Annotated in this window: 14 protein-coding genes and 1 rRNA gene (1 of these 15 cut by a window edge); 11 read left to right on the top strand and 4 right to left on the bottom strand. The window is 69.6% G+C overall.

Features of this window, described 5'->3' with window-relative positions; all coding sequences use genetic code 11:
• Nucleotides 1–1284: ribosomal RNA gene (locus HBB12_RS12695) — 16S ribosomal RNA — on the bottom strand; it reaches 200 nt to the left of the window's first position.
• A 576-nt stretch (nt 1285–1860) separates the two neighbouring features.
• Here HBB12_RS12695 and cysC point away from each other — a divergent pair.
• Nucleotides 1861–2505 carry an adenylyl-sulfate kinase gene (gene cysC, locus HBB12_RS12690; RefSeq protein ID WP_336886933.1) on the top strand — a complete coding sequence of 215 codons (645 nt, stop codon included), beginning with the start codon at nt 1861–1863 and terminating at the stop codon, nt 2503–2505.
• Between the two features lie 107 nt (nt 2506–2612).
• A complete protein-coding gene (locus HBB12_RS12685) occupies nt 2613–2828 on the top strand; it encodes a hypothetical protein (protein ID WP_236989674.1) in 216 nt (71 codons plus the stop codon).
• Nucleotides 2829–2832: 4 nt separating this feature from the next.
• Here the strand turns inward: HBB12_RS12685 and HBB12_RS12680 are convergent, their stop codons facing one another.
• Nucleotides 2833–3135, bottom strand: coding sequence for a hypothetical protein (locus HBB12_RS12680; protein ID WP_236989673.1), 303 nt, complete (start codon nt 3133–3135; stop codon nt 2833–2835).
• Nucleotides 3136–3413: 278 nt separating this feature from the next.
• On the opposite strand from HBB12_RS12680, the gene HBB12_RS12675 reads away from it, so the two are divergent.
• The 7 genes from HBB12_RS12675 to HBB12_RS12645 all read left to right on the top strand — a co-directional run bounded on the left by HBB12_RS12675 (nt 3414) and on the right by HBB12_RS12645 (nt 11387).
• Nucleotides 3414–4916, top strand: coding sequence for an ABC transporter substrate-binding protein (locus HBB12_RS12675; RefSeq protein ID WP_236989672.1), 1503 nt, complete (start codon nt 3414–3416; stop codon nt 4914–4916).
• Nucleotides 4916–5860: an ABC transporter permease gene (locus tag HBB12_RS12670; protein ID WP_236989671.1), complete on the top strand. Its 945-nt coding sequence runs from the start codon at nt 4916–4918 to the stop codon at nt 5858–5860. Before HBB12_RS12675 ends, HBB12_RS12670 begins: the two co-directional genes overlap by 1 nt.
• On the top strand, nt 5857–6762 hold the full coding sequence (locus HBB12_RS12665; RefSeq protein WP_236989670.1) for an ABC transporter permease: 906 nt from the start codon (nt 5857–5859) through the stop codon (nt 6760–6762). The genes HBB12_RS12670 and HBB12_RS12665 overlap by 4 nt, the downstream gene beginning before the upstream one ends.
• Nucleotides 6759–7781, top strand: a complete 1023-nt coding sequence (locus HBB12_RS12660; RefSeq protein ID WP_236989669.1) for an ABC transporter ATP-binding protein — start codon at nt 6759–6761, stop codon at nt 7779–7781. The genes HBB12_RS12665 and HBB12_RS12660 overlap by 4 nt, the downstream gene beginning before the upstream one ends.
• Nucleotides 7778–8716, top strand: a complete 939-nt coding sequence (locus HBB12_RS12655; RefSeq protein WP_236989668.1) for an ABC transporter ATP-binding protein — start codon at nt 7778–7780, stop codon at nt 8714–8716. The genes HBB12_RS12660 and HBB12_RS12655 overlap by 4 nt, the downstream gene beginning before the upstream one ends.
• A 333-nt stretch (nt 8717–9049) precedes the next feature.
• On the top strand, nt 9050–10627 hold the full coding sequence (locus HBB12_RS12650; RefSeq protein WP_236989667.1) for a gamma-glutamyltransferase family protein: 1578 nt from the start codon (nt 9050–9052) through the stop codon (nt 10625–10627).
• A 7-nt stretch (nt 10628–10634) separates the two neighbouring features.
• Nucleotides 10635–11387 (top strand): 2-keto-4-pentenoate hydratase, encoded by a 753-nt coding sequence (locus HBB12_RS12645; RefSeq protein ID WP_236989666.1) that lies wholly within the window; start codon nt 10635–10637, stop codon nt 11385–11387.
• Nucleotides 11388–11787: 400 nt separating this feature from the next.
• Here the strand turns inward: HBB12_RS12645 and HBB12_RS12640 are convergent, their stop codons facing one another.
• The gene (locus tag HBB12_RS12640; protein ID WP_236989665.1) at nt 11788–12978 is read right to left on the bottom strand and encodes a DSD1 family PLP-dependent enzyme; all 1191 of its coding nucleotides are present in this window, start codon (nt 12976–12978) and stop codon (nt 11788–11790) included.
• A 48-nt stretch (nt 12979–13026) separates the two neighbouring features.
• A complete protein-coding gene (locus tag HBB12_RS12635; RefSeq protein WP_236989664.1) occupies nt 13027–15432 on the bottom strand; it encodes an EAL domain-containing protein in 2406 nt (801 codons plus the stop codon).
• Nucleotides 15433–15789: 357 nt separating this feature from the next.
• Here HBB12_RS12635 and HBB12_RS12630 point away from each other — a divergent pair, with 357 nt between their 5' ends.
• Nucleotides 15790–17001: an ABC transporter substrate-binding protein gene (locus HBB12_RS12630; protein ID WP_236989663.1), complete on the top strand. Its 1212-nt coding sequence runs from the start codon at nt 15790–15792 to the stop codon at nt 16999–17001.
• A gap of 4 nt (nt 17002–17005) precedes the next feature.
• Nucleotides 17006–18250: a cytochrome P450 gene (locus HBB12_RS12625; protein WP_236989662.1), complete on the top strand. Its 1245-nt coding sequence runs from the start codon at nt 17006–17008 to the stop codon at nt 18248–18250.
• Nucleotides 18251–18461: the final 211 nt, after the last annotated feature.

The following is an 18461-nucleotide window of genomic DNA, read 5'->3' as shown; positions in this document are numbered from 1 at the left end:
GATTCCGCCTTCATGCACCCGAGTTGCAGAGTGCAATCCGAACTGAGACGGCTTTTGGGGATTCGCTCCAGGTCGCCCCTTCGCTGCCCATTGTCACCGCCATTGTAGCACGTGTGTAGCCCATCCCGTAAGGGCCATGAGGACTTGACGTCATCCACACCTTCCTCGCGGCTTATCACCGGCAGTCTCCCCAGAGTGCCCAACTGAATGATGGCAACTAGGGACGTGGGTTGCGCTCGTTGCGGGACTTAACCCAACATCTCACGACACGAGCTGACGACAGCCATGCAGCACCTGTGTGCACGCCTCCGAAGAGGACAACGGATCTCTCCGCCTAACATGCCATGTCAAGGGATGGTAAGGTTCTGCGCGTTGCGTCGAATTAAACCACATGCTCCACCGCTTGTGCGGGCCCCCGTCAATTCCTTTGAGTTTTAATCTTGCGACCGTACTCCCCAGGCGGAATGCTTAATGCGTTAGCGGCGCCACTGACCTGCATGCAGACCAACGGCTAGCATTCATCGTTTACAGCGTGGACTACCAGGGTATCTAATCCTGTTTGCTCCCCACGCTTTCGCGCCTCAGCGTCAGAACCGGACCAGACAGCCGCCTTCGCCACTGGTGTTCTTGCGAATATCTACGAATTTCACCTCTACACTCGCAGTTCCGCTGTCCTCTTCCGGTCTCAAGCCAACCAGTATCGAAGGCCATTCCGTGGTTGAGCCACGGGCTTTCACCCTCGACTAAATCAGCCGCCTACGCGCCCTTTACGCCCAGTGATTCCGAGCAACGCTAGCCCCCTTCGTATTACCGCGGCTGCTGGCACGAAGTTAGCCGGGGCTTATTCCTCCGGTACCGTCATTATCGTCCCGGAGAAAAGAGCTTTACAACCCTAAGGCCGTCATCACTCACGCGGCATGGCTGGATCAGGGTTGCCCCCATTGTCCAATATTCCCCACTGCTGCCTCCCGTAGGAGTCTGGGCCGTGTCTCAGTCCCAGTGTGGCTGATCATCCTCTCAGACCAGCTACTGATCGTCGCCTTGGTGAGCCGTAACCTCACCAACAAGCTAATCAGACGCGGGCCGATCCTTCGGCAGTCAAGCCTTTCCCCAAAAGGGCGTATCCGGTATTAGCTCAAGTTTCCCTGAGTTATTCCGAACCGAAGGGCACGTTCCCACGCGTTACTCACCCGTCTGCCGCTGACCCCGAAGGGCCCGCTCGACTTGCATGTGTTAAGCCTGCCGCCAGCGTTCGCTCTGAGCCAGGATCAAACTCTCAAGTTGAAGAGCTGATCAAAGCTGATCACAACATAAACGGAGGCTCACGACCGACCGGCGTTTCCACCAATCGTGTGAGCACCGAAACGTTAAGACCAGCATCATCCTACTCACGATCCCACCCGAAGGCAGGATCCGCAGGGACGACGCCGTCCACGCTTCTCTTTCTCGTATGAACTTGTCAAAGAGCGGTCCGGTCAGAAACCGGGCACCATCGGCAAAAACGTGACCAGCGCCTGACCAAGGTCAGGCTCGCCGGCCCGGACTGTCTCGAAGATGGCTCAGCGACCGGTCCGCGGGAGCGGCCGGCGCCGATGGGTGGTCGTATAGGCCCTGCTTCCCGGACCCGTCAACCCCTCTGCGAAACTCGTGTGACAGAGGCCGCGCCGCTCGAGCCTAAGCCCGGATCTGCATGACACATGTAACCCGACTCGGCGCGGCAGACACAGCGTCCGACTGGCTTGATGGGCGTGCGGAGCCTCGCTTGACGGGCGGGTGCAACTTCCGGAAGAAGGCTGCCTGATTCGCCAAACGGGCTAGGCTGGATGGCCAGCCGCATCGATTGCGAAGGTCGCCATCTGAATGAACACCTCTGGTGATGCTGCGCCCTCAGAGCAGGTCGTCGCCCCGGCTGTCCTCCGAGCCGTACCCACGATCGGGAAGGGTGCACGAGCGGAGCTGAAGGGCCAGAAGCCGCTGATCCTCTGGATGACCGGCTTGTCCGGCGCCGGCAAGTCGACGATCGCGACCCGCGTCGAGGAGCGGCTGTGGCGTTGCGGCCATCACACCATGCTGCTCGACGGGGACAACCTGCGCTTCGGGCTCAACAGCGATCTCACCTTCACGGATGCCGCACGGATCGAGAACATCCGCCGGACGGCCGAGGTCGCTAAGCTGATGCTGGATGCCGGCCTGATCGTGATCTGCTCCCTGATCTCGCCCTTCCGGCGCGAGCGGATGCTGGCGCGCCAGCTGGTGGGTCCGGACGAGTTCCTCGAGGTCTTCGTCGACGCTCCTCTCGACGTTTGCAAGCGGCGCGATCCCAAGGGGCTCTATGCCCGCGCACTCGCCGGGCAGATCCCGAACTTCACCGGCATCTCGTCGCCCTACGAGCCGCCGGAGGCACCCGAGATTCATCTGCGGACGGATGCCGACGATGTCGACGCCCTGGCCGAGCAGGTTCTGGAGGCGTTGCGAATCCGGGGCGCCACGACCTGCGGTTCGTGACGACCCGTACTGCATGAGCCGGATGCGCTGTAAGCGGTGGTCCCGCCCGCGGCGCCACGCTATGTTGCACTGCAGCATAACGTGGCGCCGGAGCGGAGCGTAAGGCGATGGTCGAGATGATCCCCGTGGCGGAGGCGGCCGGATTCACGGCCGGGTGCCTTGCCATCCATGCCGCCCGGAGCTGGGCCGAGACCCTGACGCCGATTCTGGCTTACCTGGTTTTCGCCCTCGGCGTCTGCCTGCTGATCGTCGCTGGCATCCAGAACGCCGCCGATCCGGATCAGCTCGTCGCGATGATGACCGAGGCGATGGCGACCTACTGACAAATCAGGCGGCCGGAGGCTGGGCCTCGGACGAGGATGCCTCGGCTTTGGCCTCCTCGGCGCATTTGAGGCAGAGCTGCCGCTTGGCCAGCAGGGCGGCGACGGCGTTCGCGCCCTCGAAGCTGACGACGTGGCCGCATTCGAGCACGTTGAGCACCCGCTGATCCGGATCGTCGCGCTCGCCCGACGGATAGCAGCGGATCGCCGTCACGCGGCGCATCGGGATCTCTGCCTGCATGGCGATGCCCTGGAACCTCGTCTCGGGGCGGCGGAAACGCCGCGCCGCAGCGACCCAACCCAGGGTCACGCCGGACGCTCCATAGCACGGACGATGCCGTCACGCATGGGGCCTTGGCCTGCGTCACGTCGCGGGGGTGGGGCGCGCCGAGGGCGGATCACGCGCGGCGAGGGAAGATCTAACAACCCGCCGCGACGGGCATTGCACCGCTCCCCGCCGCGGGCGCAGAGTGGCGAGGACGATCGCAACCTCGGGGTGCCCGCTGGCACGGATGCTGCCTGCGAGCGTAGTCCGGACGGGAGTTCCGAACGCTCCCGGTTGCCGACGATCCTGCAGAAGGAAGCGCGATGCCGCGTCTCTTCACCGCCTGCCTGCTCGCGGGCCTCGCCCTCGCCGCCCCGATGGCGGGAGGCGTCCAGGCCCAGACCCTGCGCTTCGGCCTGATGGAGGATCCGGACGCCCTCGATCCGACATTGGCCCGCACCTTCGCCGGCCGAATGGTGTTCGCGGCCCTCTGCGACAAGCTGGTCGATACCGGGCCCGACCTGAAGCCGGTGCCGCAGCTTGCGACCGAGTGGGCGTGGTCCGACGACCAGAAGAGCCTCACGCTGAAGCTTCGTTCGGGCGTGCGCTTCCACGACGGCGAGCCGATGAACGCCGCCGCGGTGAAGTACTCACTGGAGCGCCACCTGAAGCTGCCCGGCTCGCAGCGCCGCGGCGAGATCGCGCCGATCGACACCGTCGAGGCGGTCGACGACCTCACCGTCAGGATCGCCCTGAAGACGCCGTTCGCGCCTTTGCTGGCGCAGTTCACCGATCGGGCCGGGATGATCGTCTCGCCCAAGGCCGCCGAGCGGCTGGGCGACAAGTTCGCCACCGCGCCGGTCTGCGCCGGACCCTACAAGTTCGTCGAGCGGGTGCCGCAGGACCGCATCGTGGTCGAAAAATTCGACGATTACTGGAACAAGGACGCGATCCAGATCCGGCGGATCGAGTTCCGGCCGATCCCCGACACCACGGTGCGGCTGACCAACCTCCGGGCCGGCCAGCTCGACCTGATCGAGCGGCTCGCTCCCACCGATCTACCCCAGGTGAAGCGCGACCCGAAGCTGAAGGTGGGCCAGGCCTACGAGCTCGGCTTCTCCGGCATCGTGTTCAACACCGCCCGCGAAGGCTCGCCGGTGGCGGACCCGCGGGTGCGCGCCGCCTTCGAGGCCGCCATCGACCGCAACGCGATCACGCAGGTGGTCTATAACGGCGAGTACCTGGCCGGGAACCAGTGGGTCTCGCCGAAGAATCCGAATTACGTCACCGAGTATCCGGTGCCGAAGCGCGATGTTGCGAAGGCCAGGGCGCTGCTGAAGGAGGCCGGGATCGAGAAACCCGCGATCACCATGATGGTCTACGCCAACAACGACGCGCCGCAGGTCGGCCAGGTGATCCAGGCGATGACCCGCGAGGCCGGCTTCGACGTGAAGCTCCAGGCCACCGACTTCACCACCTCCCTCGACCAGGCCGACAAGGGCAGTTTCGAGGCCTATCTCTACAACTGGAGCGGCCGGCCCGACCCGGACGGCAACACCTACAGCTTCCTCGCCTGCAAGACGCCGCTGAACTATTCGCGCTACTGCAACCAGGAGGCCGATTCGGCGATGAATGCCGAGCGGCTGACCACCGATCCCACGGCCCGCAAGGCGGCCTGGAAGCGGCTCGCCGACCGGGTGCTGACCGACAAGCCGCTGGTCTACCTGTTCCACCGCCGGCTGCTCTGGGCCTATTCGCAGAAGCTCACCGGCTTCGGCGAGTATCCGGACGGGCTCGTGCGCTTCACCGGCCTGAAGCTCGACTGATGCTGCGCTTTCTCGCGCGACGCCTGGCCCTGGCGGTCCCGACCCTGGTGCTGGCCTCGATGATCATCTTCGCCCTGCAGCAATTGCTGCCGGGCGACACCGCCACCGCGCTCTCGGGCGAGGAGCGCGACCCGGAGGTGATCGCCTTCATCCGCGCCAAGTACCACCTCGACCGGCCGCTGCCGGTCCGCTACGGCTACTGGGCGGCCGGGGTGCTGCAGGGCGATCTCGGCGAATCGATCCGGCTGCAGAAGCCGGTGATCGAGCTGATCCGCGAGAAGCTGCCGGTGACGCTGGAACTCGCCTGCCTGGCGATGCTGGTGGCTCTGGCGATCGGCGTGCCGATGGGCATCCTCTCGGCGGTCCGGCCCGGCACCTGGATCGACGGGCTCGCCAACGGGATCGCGCTCTGGGGCCTGTCGGTGCCGAATTTCTGGCTCGGCATCCTGATGATCCTGCTGTTCTCGGTGCAGCTCGGCTGGCTGCCGGCCTCCGGCTACGTGCCGCCGGGCGAGAGCCTGTCGGAGAACCTGCGCTCGATGGCGATGCCGGCCTTCGTGCTCGGCAACGCCATCGCGGCGGTGATGATGCGCCACACCCGCGCCGCCATGCTCGGCGTGCTGCAATCCGACTACGTCCGCACCGCCCGGGCCAAGGGCGTGCCGACCGCCCGGGTGGTTTTGCGCCACGCGCTCCCCAACGCGGCGATCCCGATCATCACGCTGGGTGCCCTCGAATTCGGCCAGCTCCTCTCCGGCGCGGTGCTGACCGAGCAGGTGTTTTCCGTGCCCGGATTCGGCAAGCTGATGGTGGATGCCGTGTTCAACCGCGACTTCGCCACCGTGCAGGGCGTCGTGATCTGCACCACCGCGACCTACATCCTGCTCAATCTCGCGGCCGATCTCGCCTCGGCGCTGGTCAACCCGAAGCTCAGGCGCGCATGAGCGAGGCCGGTCTCTCCACCCCGGCGGAGATCGCCGCCCCGGCCGTCGCCCTGCCGCCGGAACCGGGGGCGTTGCGCGCCTTCTGGCGCCGGTTCAGCCGGCGGCGCGGGGCGCTCGCCGGGCTCGTCGTCGTGGTGCTGCTCGCGGTGCTGGCGCTCGGCGCCGAGTGGATCGCGCCCTACGATCCCACCGCCACCGACTGGGGCGCGGTGCGGGCCGCGCCCGATCTCGCCCACCTCTTCGGTACCGACGAGGTCGGCCGCGACGTGCTCTCGCGCATCGTCTTCGGCACGAAGGCCTCTCTCGGCGCTGGCCTGACCTCGGTGGCGCTCGCGGTGGCGCTCGGCCTGCCGCTCGGCATGCTGGCGGGCTATGCCGGCGGCGCGATCGACGGGGCGATCATGCGCCTGACCGACGCGCTGCTCGCCATCCCGTTCCTGATCCTCGCCATCGCGCTCGCGGCCTTCCTCGGGCCCAGCCTCACCAACGCCATGGTGGCGATCGGGCTCTCGGCGACCTCGATCTTCGTGCGGCTCACCCGGGCGCAGGTGCAGGCGGTGGCTGCGGAAGAGTTCGTCGAGGCGGCCCGCGCCATCGGCAACCCGCCCTGGCGGATCGCGCTCCACCACATCCTGCCCAACATCGTGCCGGCGATCCTGGTCCAGGCGACCCTCACCATCGCGGCGGCGATCATCGCCGAGGCGAGCCTGTCCTTCTTAGGGCTAGGCCAGCAGCCGCCCGAACCGTCCTGGGGCTCGATGCTCAACACCGCCAAGAACTTCCTCGACCAGGCGCCCTGGATGGCGATCTGGCCCGGGATCTCCATCTTCGTCGCGGTGCTCGCCTTCAACCTGCTGGGCGACGGCTTGCGCGACGCCCTCGACCCGCGGGAGCGGCGATGAGCGACTCCCCTCCCCTGCTGGATGTCCGCGATCTGGCCGTCGCCTTCGACACCGATGGCGGCACGGTGCATGCCGTCAACGGCGTGAGCTACACGTTGCGCGAGGGCGAGACCCTCGGGATCGTCGGCGAGTCGGGTTCGGGCAAGAGCGTGCACGTGCTCGCCATGCTCGGGCTGGTGCCGCGACCGCCGGGCCGGATCAGGGCTGGGCAGGTGCTCTTCCAGGGGCGCGACCTGCTGGCGCTGCCGGAGCGGCTTTTGCGCCGGGTGCGCGGGCCCGAGATCGGCATGGTGTTCCAGGACCCGATGAGTTCGCTCAACCCGGCGATGACGGTGGGCGCCCAGATCGCCGAGCCCCTGCGGCTGCATCGCGGCCTCGATGCGCGCTCGGCCTACGCGCGGGCGCGCGACCTCCTCGACCTCGTGCGCATCCCGGAGGCGGGCCGGCGTCTCGATCAGTATCCGCACGAATTCTCCGGCGGCCAGCGCCAGCGGGTGATGATCGCGATCGGGCTCGCCTGCCGGCCCAAGCTCCTGATCGCCGACGAGGCGACCACCGCCCTCGACGTCACCGTGCAGGCCGAGATCGTCGCCCTGGTGCAGGACCTGAAGCGCGAGATCGGCATGGCGATCGTCTGGATCACCCATGATCTCGGCGTGGTCGCGGGCATCGCCGATACGGTGCAGGTGATGTATGCCGGGAGAATCGTCGAGCGCGGGCCGGTCGACGCGGTGTTCTCCGATCCGCGCAACGCCTACACGCTGGGGCTCCTGCGCTCCCTGCCGGATCTGAGCCGCGGCCGGGCCGGGCGGCAGCGCCTGCGCCAGATCGAGGGCAGCCCGCCCGACATGCGTCATCCGCCGCCGGGCGATCCCTTCGCGCCCCGCAACCCCTACGCCACGCCGCGCTGCCGGGCGGAAGCGCCGCCGCTGGCGCAGGTGGCGGGCAGCGTGCCGGGCCATCTCGCGGCGGCGTGGTACGACCTGCCGGCCTTGCTGGCGCAAGGAGCCGGGCGATGAGGCCGGTCAAGCCCGAGCCGCTGCTCTCGGTGAAGAACCTCAGCAAGCATTACCCCTTGCGGCACTGGTGGGGCGGCCAATTCTTCGGAGGCTCGGCCTCGGTCTTCCGCGCGGTCGAGGGGGTGAGCTTCGACATCGCGCCCGGCGAGACGCTGGGCCTCGTCGGCGAATCCGGCTCCGGCAAGTCGACGATCGGCCGGGCGGTGACGATGCTGAACCCGCCGAGCGCCGGCACCGTGGCCTTCGAGGGCACCGACCTGGCCAGTCTTCCGGCCCGCGAGATGCGGCGGATGCGCCGGCGCATCCAGGTGATCTTCCAGGACCCCTACGCCGCCCTCAACCCGCGGATGAGCGCCGGGGCCTACGTCGCCGAGCCGTTCCGGCTGCACCGGCCGGAGATGGGGGCCGCGGAGCGCCGCGACGCGGTGGCCTTCCTGTTCCAGCGGGTCGGGCTCGATCCGCGCTTTGCCGGGCGCTACCCGCACCAGTTCTCCGGCGGCCAGCGCCAACGGCTCTGCATCGCCCGGGCGATCGCGCTGAAGCCCAGCTTCATCGTCGCCGATGAGCCGATCGCGGCGCTCGACGTGTCGATCCAGGCCCAGGTGGTCAACCTGCTGCAGGACCTGCAGGAGGAGCTGGGCCTGTCGTATCTCTTCATCTCCCACGATCTCAGGATGGTGCGCTACCTCTGCCACCGGGTCGCGGTGCTGCGGCGCGGCCGGATCGTGGAACTGGCCGACAGCGGCACCCTGTACGAGGATCCGCGCCATCCCTACACCCGGGCGCTGCTCGGCGCGGTGCCGGTGCCGGATCCCGCCGTCGAGCGGGCCCGCCTGCGGGCGAGGCGCGAGGCGCCTTCCGTCGACATTCCGGAGGCCGGGGCGCTGGAGGAGGTCGCCCCCGGGCATTGGGTGGCGCAGGCGGCGCATGCGTGAGTGCTTGCTTGGTGCTTCCTCCGATTTCATACCCGCCATGTCGTTCCGGCGCCGCGCCAGCGGCGCCGACCGGGTGCTTATGCGTCCCCTACCCACGACCTCATCCTGAGGTGTCAGTCCATCGAAGATGGACTGACCTCGAAGGAGGGCTCCAGCAATCTCTGCGATCCCTGGACCCCTCCTTCGAGGCTCCTTTCAGTCACACCTCAGGATGAGGTCGGGGGTAGGATCAAAGCGTGTGAATCGAACCGGGCCGGCCCGACGGCCCCGGAGCGACGCTGAAACCATCATTTCCGTCGATCGACCCGATCGACCTTCAGAGGACACGTCACGGTGAGGGATTTTTCGAGGCCCGGGCGCTCGCCCGTCTATGCCGCCAACGCCGCCGTCGCGACGTCGCACCCGCTCTCGACGCTGGCCGCCATCGAGGTGCTGCGCTCGGGCGGCAACGCGGTCGATGCCGGCATCGCCGCGGTGGCGGTGCAATGCGTGGTCGATCCGCTGATGACCGGCATCGGCGGCGATTGCTTCGCTCTCTACGCGCCGAAGGGGGCGAAGGCGCCGATCGCGCTGAACGGCTCCGGTCGCAGCCCGGCGGCGGCGCACGATGCCTGGTTCCTGGAACGCGGCATCACGCTGACCCCCACCTCGCCCCACGCTGTCACCGTGCCCGGCGCGGTCGCCGCCTGGGCCAAGCTCTCGGAGGATCACGGCACCCGCAGCCTCGGCGAACTGCTGCAGCCGGCCATCCGCTACGCGGAGGACGGCTACCCGGTGCAGCCGCGCGTCGCCCTCGACTGGTCGCGCAGCGTCGAGCGGGTCGCCGGCGACCCGGCCTCGGCGGCGACCTACCTGATCGACGGGCAGGCTCCGACCGTCGGCACGATCATGCGGCATCCGAAGCTCGCCGCCACGCTGAAGCGCATCGCGGCCGAGGGCCCGCGCGGCTTCTACGAGGGGCCGGTGGCCGAGGACATCGTGGCCCGCCTGCGCGATCTCGGCGGGTTGCACACCCTCGACGACTTCGCCACGGCGTCCCCTGAGATCGTCACCCCGGTGACCACCCGCTACCGCGGCTACGACGTCTACGAATGCCCGCCGAGCGGCCAGGGCCTCGCGGTGCTGATGATGCTCAACGTGCTGTCGCACTACGACATCTCAGGCCTGTCGGAACTCGACCGGGTCCATCTCTTCGCGGAAGCCTGCAAGCAGGCTTACCACCACCGCGACGCGCTGTTCGCCGATCCGGTCCTCAACCGGGTGCCGGTCGAGCACCTGCTGTCGGAAGCCTGGCGGGCGAGCGCCCACGGCGCCATCGACATGGCCCGCGCCCGGGAGCCGGTGATCTGGCCCGAGCTCCTCCACAAGGACACGGTGTACCTCAGCGTCGTCGACCGCGACGGCAACGCGCTCTCGCTGATCAACTCGATCTTCCAGGGCTTCGGCAGCGGCATCACCGCGCCGGAGAGCGGCGTGCTGCTGCACAATCGCGGCCTGTCCTTCCGAATCGATCCCGGCCACCCGAACACGATCGGTCCGAGGAAGCGCCCGATGCACACCATCATCCCCGGCATGCTGATGCGGGACGGCGAGACCGTGGCGCCGTTCGGCGTGATGGGCGGGCATTACCAGGCGATGGGCCACGTGGAACTCCTCACCGGCCTCATCGACCGCGGCCTCGACGTGCAGGAGGCCCTCGATGCCCCGCGCAGCTTCGCCTATGGCGGCGGGGTCGAGATGGAGCCGGGCTTCGGGGAGGGCGTCGTCGCCGGGCTCGAGGCGCGAGGGCACCGCATCATCGCGGCCTCCGGCCCGATCGGCGGCGGCCAGATCATCTGGATCGACCGGGAGCGCGGGGTGCTCGCCGCGGGCTCCGACCCGCGCAAGGACGGCAGCGCGCTCGGCTATTGAGGTGACCATGCCCTTTGACGTCAACGCCGCGGCGGCGGCCCTCCTCGACGCCCGCCGCTCGAGGACCCGCCTCGGCGCCCTCCCCGAGGGCGCCAGGCCGGGCAGCGAGGCGGAGGCCTACGCGGTCCAGGATGCGGTCGTCCGGGCGCTCGGCCCGGTCGCCGGCTGGAAGGTGGGGGCGCCGAGCGCCACCGCCACCCCGGCCCGGGCCGCGCTCAACGCCGACACGATCTTCGAGACCGACCACTTGCCGGCCTCGCTGTTCCACCTGATCGGGGCGGAGGCCGAGATCGCCTACAGCTTCGGCCGCGACCTGCCCCCGGAGGCCGGGCCCTACGACCGCGAGGCGGTGCTGGCGGCGGTCGCCACGATGCATCCGGCGATCGAGATCGCCGATACCCGCTTCACGGTCTTCGGCGCGGTCGACCCCCACAGCCAGCGCGCCGACCAGCAGAACCACGGCGTCCTGGTGCTCGGGCCCGGCCTGACGGAGTGGCGCCACCTCGACCCGGTGACGCAAGCCGTGCGGCTGACCATCGACGGCAAGGTCCTGCACGACCATGTCGGCGGCAACTCGGCGGTCGATCCGGTGCGCCTGCTGGTCTGGCTCGCCAACGAGGGCGCGCGGTCGCTCGGCGGGATCAAGGCCGGGCAGGTCGTCACCACCGGTTCCTGCACCGGCACGGATTTCGTGACGGCGCCGACCCGGATGGTGGCGGAGTTTTCGGAGTTGGGGAGCGTGGCGCTGGCGATCGGATAACAGGAGCGGTGCGCTCCCGGAACGGAGCAAGGCTCGCGCCAAACCCTCCTCCCTTCGCGGCAGGGCTGTCCGGGGAAACGTAAAGCGCGGGGTTTCCCCCTCCCCCCTCTGCGGGGGAGGGTGGCCCCTGCGTCAGCAGGGGTCGGGAGAGGGGACGCCGCCTCCGGAAATGTCGCGACCGTGGTGAAGGGCGCCAGTCCGGTATCGTCGCGCTGCCCCTCTCCCGGCTCGCATCCGCTCGCCACCCTCCCCCGCAGAGGGGGGAGGGTTGGGCCGCCGAGCCATTTCTTTCCCCGAACAGCCCTGCCTTTGCGGGGGCGGGGTTTTCCGACGCGTTTTTCAGGTGACGCAGTCCCCGGGCCGATCATCCCTCGGCCCGCACGTCCTCCACGACCCCGGATCAAAACACCTTGCCGCGCGCCGTGACCGGCCAGAGGCATTCGACGCGGCCGTGGCGAATCCCGACATACCAGTCGTGGAGGTTGCAGGTCGGGTCGCAATGCCCGGGAATCAGGAGGATCTGCGCGCCGAGGCTCAGCTGCGCCTCGGGATCGGACAGGGTGCAATGCTCGTCGGAGAGGCCGGTGGCCGCGATGCCGGAGAGGCCGTGCACGAGGGGCAGGCCCGAATCCGCCGCCACGGCCTTGAGGCCGGCATCGCAGACGGCGCGACCCGTCCCCGGCACGCTGATCACCGTCGCCAGGACGAAGAGCGCGTGCTCGAAGGCTCCGGGCGCGGTCTCCCGCACCCGGGCGTAATCGGCATCCATGAAGGCGTAGCTGCCGGCCTGGATCTCGGTGTAGACCCCCGACGCGCCCTCGATCTCGAAGCTGCCGGTGCCCGCGCCGGTGATCCGGTCGCAAGATAGACCCTCGGCGCGGATCGCGTCGCGCGTCGCTTCCGTCAGCGCGATCGAGGTCGCCAGGGCGGCACGGCGCTCGGCGGGATCGACGATGTGCTGGGCGCGCCCGTAATAGGATTGGAGCCCGGCGAAACGCAGGCCCGGGCTGTCGTCGATCGCCCTCGCCAGGGCCACGCTCTCGGCGATCGATCCGGTCCCGCAGCGCCCGGAGCCGCAATCCATCTCCACCAGCACGTCGAGCGTGACGCGGTCCGATCCCGTCTCGGCCCGGCGGGCCGTCACGGCGCGGGCGAAGGCGGCGACCTGGTCGGGGTGATCGGCGCAGACGGCGACGGTGCCGCGCTCAGTCAGCCGCACCAGGCGCGCCACCCGGGCCTCGCCGACGACTTGGTTGGAGACGAGCACGTCGGTGATGCCCGCCCGCATCAGCGCCTCGGCCTCCGAGACCTTCTGGCAGCAGACACCGACGGCGCCGCCCCGCGTGGTCTGGGCCTGCGCCACATCGGCGGATTTGTGCATCTTGGCGTGGGCCCGCAGCGAAACCCCGAGTTCCGCGGCGCGGCGGCGCATCCGGTCGAGGTTGCGCTCGAACGCGTCGAGATCGACGATCAGGGCAGGCGTCGCGACCGCAGCGACGGGATCGCCCACCCGGGCCGGAATGTCGTAGCCCGGCTCCCAGACCGTCGCGGTGATGGCGTCTTGATCCCGGCTCGGCTGTGCTGTGCTCATCGGGGTGCGGACCTGCGGAAGGGTGACGGCCGCGAGACGGCGCGCGGCTCACGCCTTCACGTGATGCTCCTCCGCCGGCACCCCGTCCAGCGGCACCGGCCGCCCGAACAGGTAGCCCTGGACCTCCGTGCATCCCTCCCGCCGCACCGCCGCGTACTGGGCCTCGGTCTCGATGCCCTCGGCGGTGATGGTGGCGCCGAGCTGGGCCGCGATGCCGACCACGGCGCGCACGATCGCGGCGGTATCCGGATCGGCGATGTCGGCGATGAACGAGCGGTCGATCTTGATCGCGTCGAAGGGGAAGCGGCGCAGGTAGCTCAAGCTGGAATAGCCGGTGCCGAAATCGTCCAGCGCGATGCGCACGCCGAGGCGGCGAAGGGCCAGGAGCAGGTCGGCAGCGTCGCCCTCGATCAGCAGGCTCTCGGTGATCTCGATCTCGAGCCGGTCCGCCGCCAGGCCGGATTCGCGCAAGGCGGACTGGACGGCGGCGATCAGTGGCCCGTGCTTCACCTGCGCGGCAGAGACGTTGACGGCGACGCGGGTGCCGTCGGCCCAGGTCGCCGCGTCGCGGCAGGCCTGGTGCAGGATCCAGGTGCCGAGGCGGTCGATCAGGCCGGTCGCCTCGGCAAGCGGGATGAAGGCACCCGGCGCCACCAGGCCGCGGGTCGGGTGGCGCCAGCGCACCAGGGCCTCGCGGCAGACGAGCCGGCGCTCGGCCGCGGTGACGATCGGCTGGTAATGCAGCTCGAATTCGCCGCGCTCCAGGCCGAGGCGCAGGTCGAGCTCGAGGCCGTGCTGCTCGGCGACCGCCGCATCCATGCCCGGATCGTAGAGCCGGAAGGTACTGCGGCCGGCGGCCTTGGCGCCGTAGAGCGCCCGGTCGGCCCGGGCCATCAGCGTGTCGGCGTCGCGGCCGTGGCAGGGGGCGAGCACGACGCCGATGCTGACGCCGACATGCATCGGCCGGCCGGCGACGACGACCGGCGCCTGCATCGCCGCGATCAGGCGGCCCGCGGCCTGCGACGCCGCCAGCGGGTCGCCGTCGCCGAGGAGCACCGCGAACTCGTCGCCGCCGAGCCGCGCGATGGTGTCGTCGGGGCGCAGAACCGCCCGCATCCGCCGGGCGACCTCGCACAGGAGCGTGTCGCCGGCGGCGTGGCCGAGGGTGTCGTTGACCACCTTGAACCGGTCGAGGTCGAGCCACAGGATCGCGCCGGCGCCCTGCCGGAGCAGGGCATCGAGGCGCTCGCGGAACAGGGTGCGGTTCGGCAGGTCGGTCAGCGCATCGTGGCGCGCCATGTGGGCGATGCGCCGCTCGGCCTCGCGCCGGGCGGTGATGTCCTCGACCTGGAGCAGGGTCGAGACCGGGTTTTGCGGCAGGTGCAGGCCCACCGCCGAGACCCGAGCCCAGATCGGGCCGCCATTCGGGCGGGGAAAGCGCATCTCGCGCACCGCCGGCCCGCGATCCCCGGCGGCTTGCGCCGACGCCGCCAGCATCTCCGCCAGCACGCCCGCATCCTCCGGCGCGACGAGGTCGGCGAGCGGCCGGCCGACCGGGTCGGCGCCCTCCCCGAGGGCGGAGCGGAAGGCGCGGTTCGCCTCGACCAGCCGGCCCGCGGCATCGACCACCAGCATCCCGGACGGCGCGTGCTCGATGATGCCGCGGAAATGGCTCGCGCTGCGCAGGGCCTCTTCCCCGGCGGCCCGGAGCGTCGCCTGCTCGCGCTTGAGCGCGCTGATGTCGAAGTGGAAGCCGGTGCGCGCCCCGCCTTCGCGTACCCGCTCGATCACCCGGATCCAGCGCTCGCCCGGCAGCGGCACCTCGAACGGGGCCCCGGCGAAATGCTGGGATTCGCGCAAGTGCGCCAGGAGCTGGGCCGGCGCGGCCTCGCCGGAATCCTGCCAGGCCCGCGCCACCACCGCCTCGAGGGTCAGGCCCGCGGCCTCGGCGGGGGACAGGCCGTAGAGCTGGCCGAACTGCCAGTTGGCCGAGACGATGCGCCCGTCGGCATTCGCCGCCGCGATTCCGTCCGGCGCCCCGTTGCCGGCCTCCGCGGCGGGGGACCGGGGGGACGAGCCGGCCTCCCGGGTGATCTGCCGCCACAGCCGCACCCGGCCGAGGCCCGGGATGGTCTGGGCCGAGACCTGCAGCCAGGTGCCGCGATGCTCGAACTCGAACGGCCGGGTCTGAGCCTGGTGACGGGCGATCCCGCTCGCGATGTATTCCTCGACGTAGCGGAACTCGTCGGAGGTCAGGCGGGCGCGATAGAAGCGCCGCAGGTTCTCGCGGTAATGCTCGCCGGCATGCACGAACCCGTCATGCTCGGGGAAGAGGTAGAGGAAGGTCTGGTTCCAGGCGAGCGTCCGGTCGTCGGCGTCGAACGCGCACAGGCCGATGTCGAGGCCGTCGAGCAGGTCGGCGAGGAGGCCGAGGCTCGGCTTGGGCTTCAGCATACGGGCGACCTCGATGGCTCACGTCAGCGTCGACACCGGCCGCCATGACCGGGAGGACTGGACGCAGCGGCAGGGTTCGACCGTAGCGTGCTTCACCCCGCGGCCCAAGCTCCCACGATCCGGCATCCCGGGAAGACCCACCGATCCCACGGGTCGATCGCTATCGTGCTTAAATCTCCGCCCCTGCCGCCGGGCGCGGGGTTCCCGCCTCCGACAATCCCGGAAACCCTTGCGATCCCGGAAACCCTTGCCATCCCGGAAACCCTTGCCATCCCGGCGCGGATCGGCTGTGAAGGCGGAAGTGACGACAGGGCGACCACGCGCGGGAACGACGCGGGCGCCGGGAGGAACCGACCGATGACCCGTTTCGCCACCCGCCTGTGCGGGGCCGTCCTGACGCTCGCGGTTCTCGCGGGCCCGGCAGCGGCGCAGATCTCCGACGACGTGGTGCGGATCGGCGTGCTCACCGATCTCTCGGGCCCCTACGCCGATAGCGGCGGGCGCGGCTCGGTGGCAGCGGCCGAGATGGCGGCCAAGGATTTCGGCGGCAGCGTCCGGGGCAAGCCGGTCGAGATCGTCTCGGCCGACCACCAGAACAAGCCGGACGTGGCCTCTGCAATCGCCCGGCGCTGGTACGACGTCGACAAGGTCGATGCCGTCGTCGACCTGCCGGTGACGGCGATCGCGCTCGCCGTCCAGGCGGTGGCCAAGGAGAAGAACCGCACGGTGATGATCACCGCGGCGGCGACCTCCGACCTCACCGCCAAGACCTGCTCCCCCGTCAGCTCGCACTGGACCGACGATACCCACGCGCTGACCGCCGGCACGGCCCGCGCCGTGTTCGAGCGCGGCGGCAAGTCCTGGTACTTCATCACCGTCGACCACGCCTTCGGCCACGCGCTGCAGAAGGAGGCGACCACCGTCGTCGAGTCGCTCGGCGGCAAGGTGGTGGGCACCTCGCGCCACCCGATCAACACCGCCGACTATTCGTCCTTCCTGCTCCAGGCCCAGAGCTCGGGCGCGGACGTGGTGGCGTTTGCCAGCGTCGGCGACGACTTCACCAAGGCGGTCAAGCAGGCCGACGAGTTCGGGCTGACCGGGGGCCGCCAGACGCTGACGGGCTTTCTCGTCTACGTCACCGACATCAAGGGCCTCGGCCTGCCGGTGGCGCATGGCCTGACCTTCTCCTCGGCGTTCTACTGGGACCAGAACGACGCCGCCCGCGCCTTCGCCAAGCGCTTCTTCGAGCGCACCGGCGCGATGCCGACGAAGAACCAGGCGCTGATCTACGCAGCGGTCACCCATTACCTGAAGGCGGTCGACAAGGCCGGCACCGACGAGGCGGTGGCGGCGAACGCCGCCATGCGGGCCCTGCCGGTGGCGTTCTTCGACCATCCCGCCACCTTGCGGGCCGACGGGCGCCTGCTCTACGACCCCGTGCTCTACCGGGCGAAGGAGCCCGCCGCCTCCAAGGGCCCCTGGGATCTCTACGAGGTGCTGCGCACCATCCCGCAAGGCGAGGCGTTCCTGCCGATGAACCCGGCCTGCGCCCCGAAGGAGCGCGGGTAAAGCGATGGCTGATGCAGCCCTCGCCGAAGGCTTCGACCTGCGGCGCCTGCCGGAGGGGTTCATCGCGAACCCCTACCCGTTCTACGCGGCGCTCCGCGCGCACGCCCCGGTCCATGCCTTCGGCAACGGGCAGATCCTGCTCACGCGCTATGCCGACCTGGAGCGGGTCTACAAGGACGCCGCGACCTTCAGCTCGGACAAGACCGTCGAGTTCGGAGCCAAGTTCAACAGCGCAGAGTTCCGGGCGTCGGAGACGGGAGCTTGTCCGCTCTACCGGCACCACACCACGAGCCTCGTCTTCAACGATCCGCCGCGCCACACCCGGGTCCGGCGCATCATCGCCGGCGCCCTGACGCCGCGGGCGGTCGCCGCGATGGAGGCCGGCATCGTCGCGCTGGTGGACACCCTCCTCGACGCGGCGGAGGCGCGGGGCCGGATCGACCTGATCGAGGATTTCGCCGCCGCGATCCCCGTCGAGGTGATCGGCAACCTGCTCGGCGTGCCGCGGGACGAGCGCGGACCGCTGCGGGACTGGTCGCTGGCGATCCTCGGCGCCCTCGAACCCGTCCTGTCGCCGGAGGTGGAGGCGGCCGGCAACCGGGCGGTGACCGCGTTCCTGGCCTATCTCGGCGGCCTCGTCGAAGAAAGGCGCCGGAATCCGGGCGATCCGGACAAGGACATCCTCACCCGGCTGATCCAGGGCGAGGTCGGCGGCGAACGGCTCTCGCCGGAGGAGTTGCTGCAGAACTGCATCTTCATCCTCAATGCCGGGCACGAGACCACCACCAACCTGATCGGCAACGGTCTGCACCTGCTGACCGAGCATCCGGACGCGCGGGCGCGGCTCCTCGCCGAGCCGGACCTGATGCGCAAGGCCGTGGAAGAGATCCTGCGCTTCGAGAGCTCGAACCAGCTCGGCAACCGCGTGGCGACGACGGATTTCGCGATCGAGGGCCGAGACTTCCCGGCCGGCACCCAGATCACGCTCGGCATCGGCGCCGCCAACCGCGACCCGGCGCAGTTTCCCGACCCCGACATCTTCGACGTCGCCCGCGACCCCAACCGCCACCTCGCCTTCGCGAGCGGCATCCACCAATGCGTCGGCATGGCGGTGGCCCGGCTGGAAGGCCGGATCGCGCTGTCGCGCTTTCTGGCGCGCTTCCCGGATTACCACCTCGACGGGGTGCCGGAGCGCTCGCAAAGGGTGCGGTTCCGGGGGTTTTCGAGGTTGCCGGCGCGGCTGGGGTGAGGATCGCTCCGATTTATCGGCAGATTGCATCCCACCCGCGACCTCGTCCCGAGGTGTGGAGCGATCGCAGATCGCGGAGCCTCGAAGGAGAGCTCCAGAAATCGCCGAGATCAATGGAGCCCTCCTTCGAGGCTCCCTACGGTCGCACCTCAGGATGAGGTCGTGACTGGGAGAAAGAGGAACTCCGCGACGTCCTCGCGGATCGAGCCTG

The organism is Methylobacterium sp. SyP6R (assembly GCF_019216885.1).
GTDB lineage: Bacteria > Pseudomonadota > Alphaproteobacteria > Rhizobiales > Beijerinckiaceae > Methylobacterium.
This window is presented reverse-complemented; position numbering and strand designations above follow the sequence as displayed.

What these genes read in the sequence shown, in the direction of transcription:
- cysC (WP_336886933.1), top strand. Translation starts at nt 1,861, where the DNA reads ATGAACACCTCTGGTGATGCTGCGCCCTCAGAGCAGGTCGTCGCCCCG.
- HBB12_RS12685 (WP_236989674.1), top strand. Translation starts at nt 2,613, where the DNA reads ATGGTCGAGATGATCCCCGTGGCGGAGGCGGCCGGATTCACGGCCGGG.
- HBB12_RS12675 (WP_236989672.1), top strand. Translation starts at nt 3,414, where the DNA reads ATGCCGCGTCTCTTCACCGCCTGCCTGCTCGCGGGCCTCGCCCTCGCC.
- HBB12_RS12670 (WP_236989671.1), top strand. Translation starts at nt 4,916, where the DNA reads ATGCTGCGCTTTCTCGCGCGACGCCTGGCCCTGGCGGTCCCGACCCTG.
- HBB12_RS12665 (WP_236989670.1), top strand. Translation starts at nt 5,857, where the DNA reads ATGAGCGAGGCCGGTCTCTCCACCCCGGCGGAGATCGCCGCCCCGGCC.
- HBB12_RS12660 (WP_236989669.1), top strand. Translation starts at nt 6,759, where the DNA reads ATGAGCGACTCCCCTCCCCTGCTGGATGTCCGCGATCTGGCCGTCGCC.
- HBB12_RS12655 (WP_236989668.1), top strand. Translation starts at nt 7,778, where the DNA reads ATGAGGCCGGTCAAGCCCGAGCCGCTGCTCTCGGTGAAGAACCTCAGC.
- HBB12_RS12645 (WP_236989666.1), top strand. Translation starts at nt 10,635, where the DNA reads ATGCCCTTTGACGTCAACGCCGCGGCGGCGGCCCTCCTCGACGCCCGC.
- HBB12_RS12640 (WP_236989665.1), bottom strand. Translation starts at nt 12,978, where the DNA reads ATGAGCACAGCACAGCCGAGCCGGGATCAAGACGCCATCACCGCGACG.
- HBB12_RS12635 (WP_236989664.1), bottom strand. Translation starts at nt 15,432, where the DNA reads ATGCTGAAGCCCAAGCCGAGCCTCGGCCTCCTCGCCGACCTGCTCGAC.
- HBB12_RS12630 (WP_236989663.1), top strand. Translation starts at nt 15,790, where the DNA reads ATGACCCGTTTCGCCACCCGCCTGTGCGGGGCCGTCCTGACGCTCGCG.
- HBB12_RS12625 (WP_236989662.1), top strand. Translation starts at nt 17,006, where the DNA reads ATGGCTGATGCAGCCCTCGCCGAAGGCTTCGACCTGCGGCGCCTGCCG.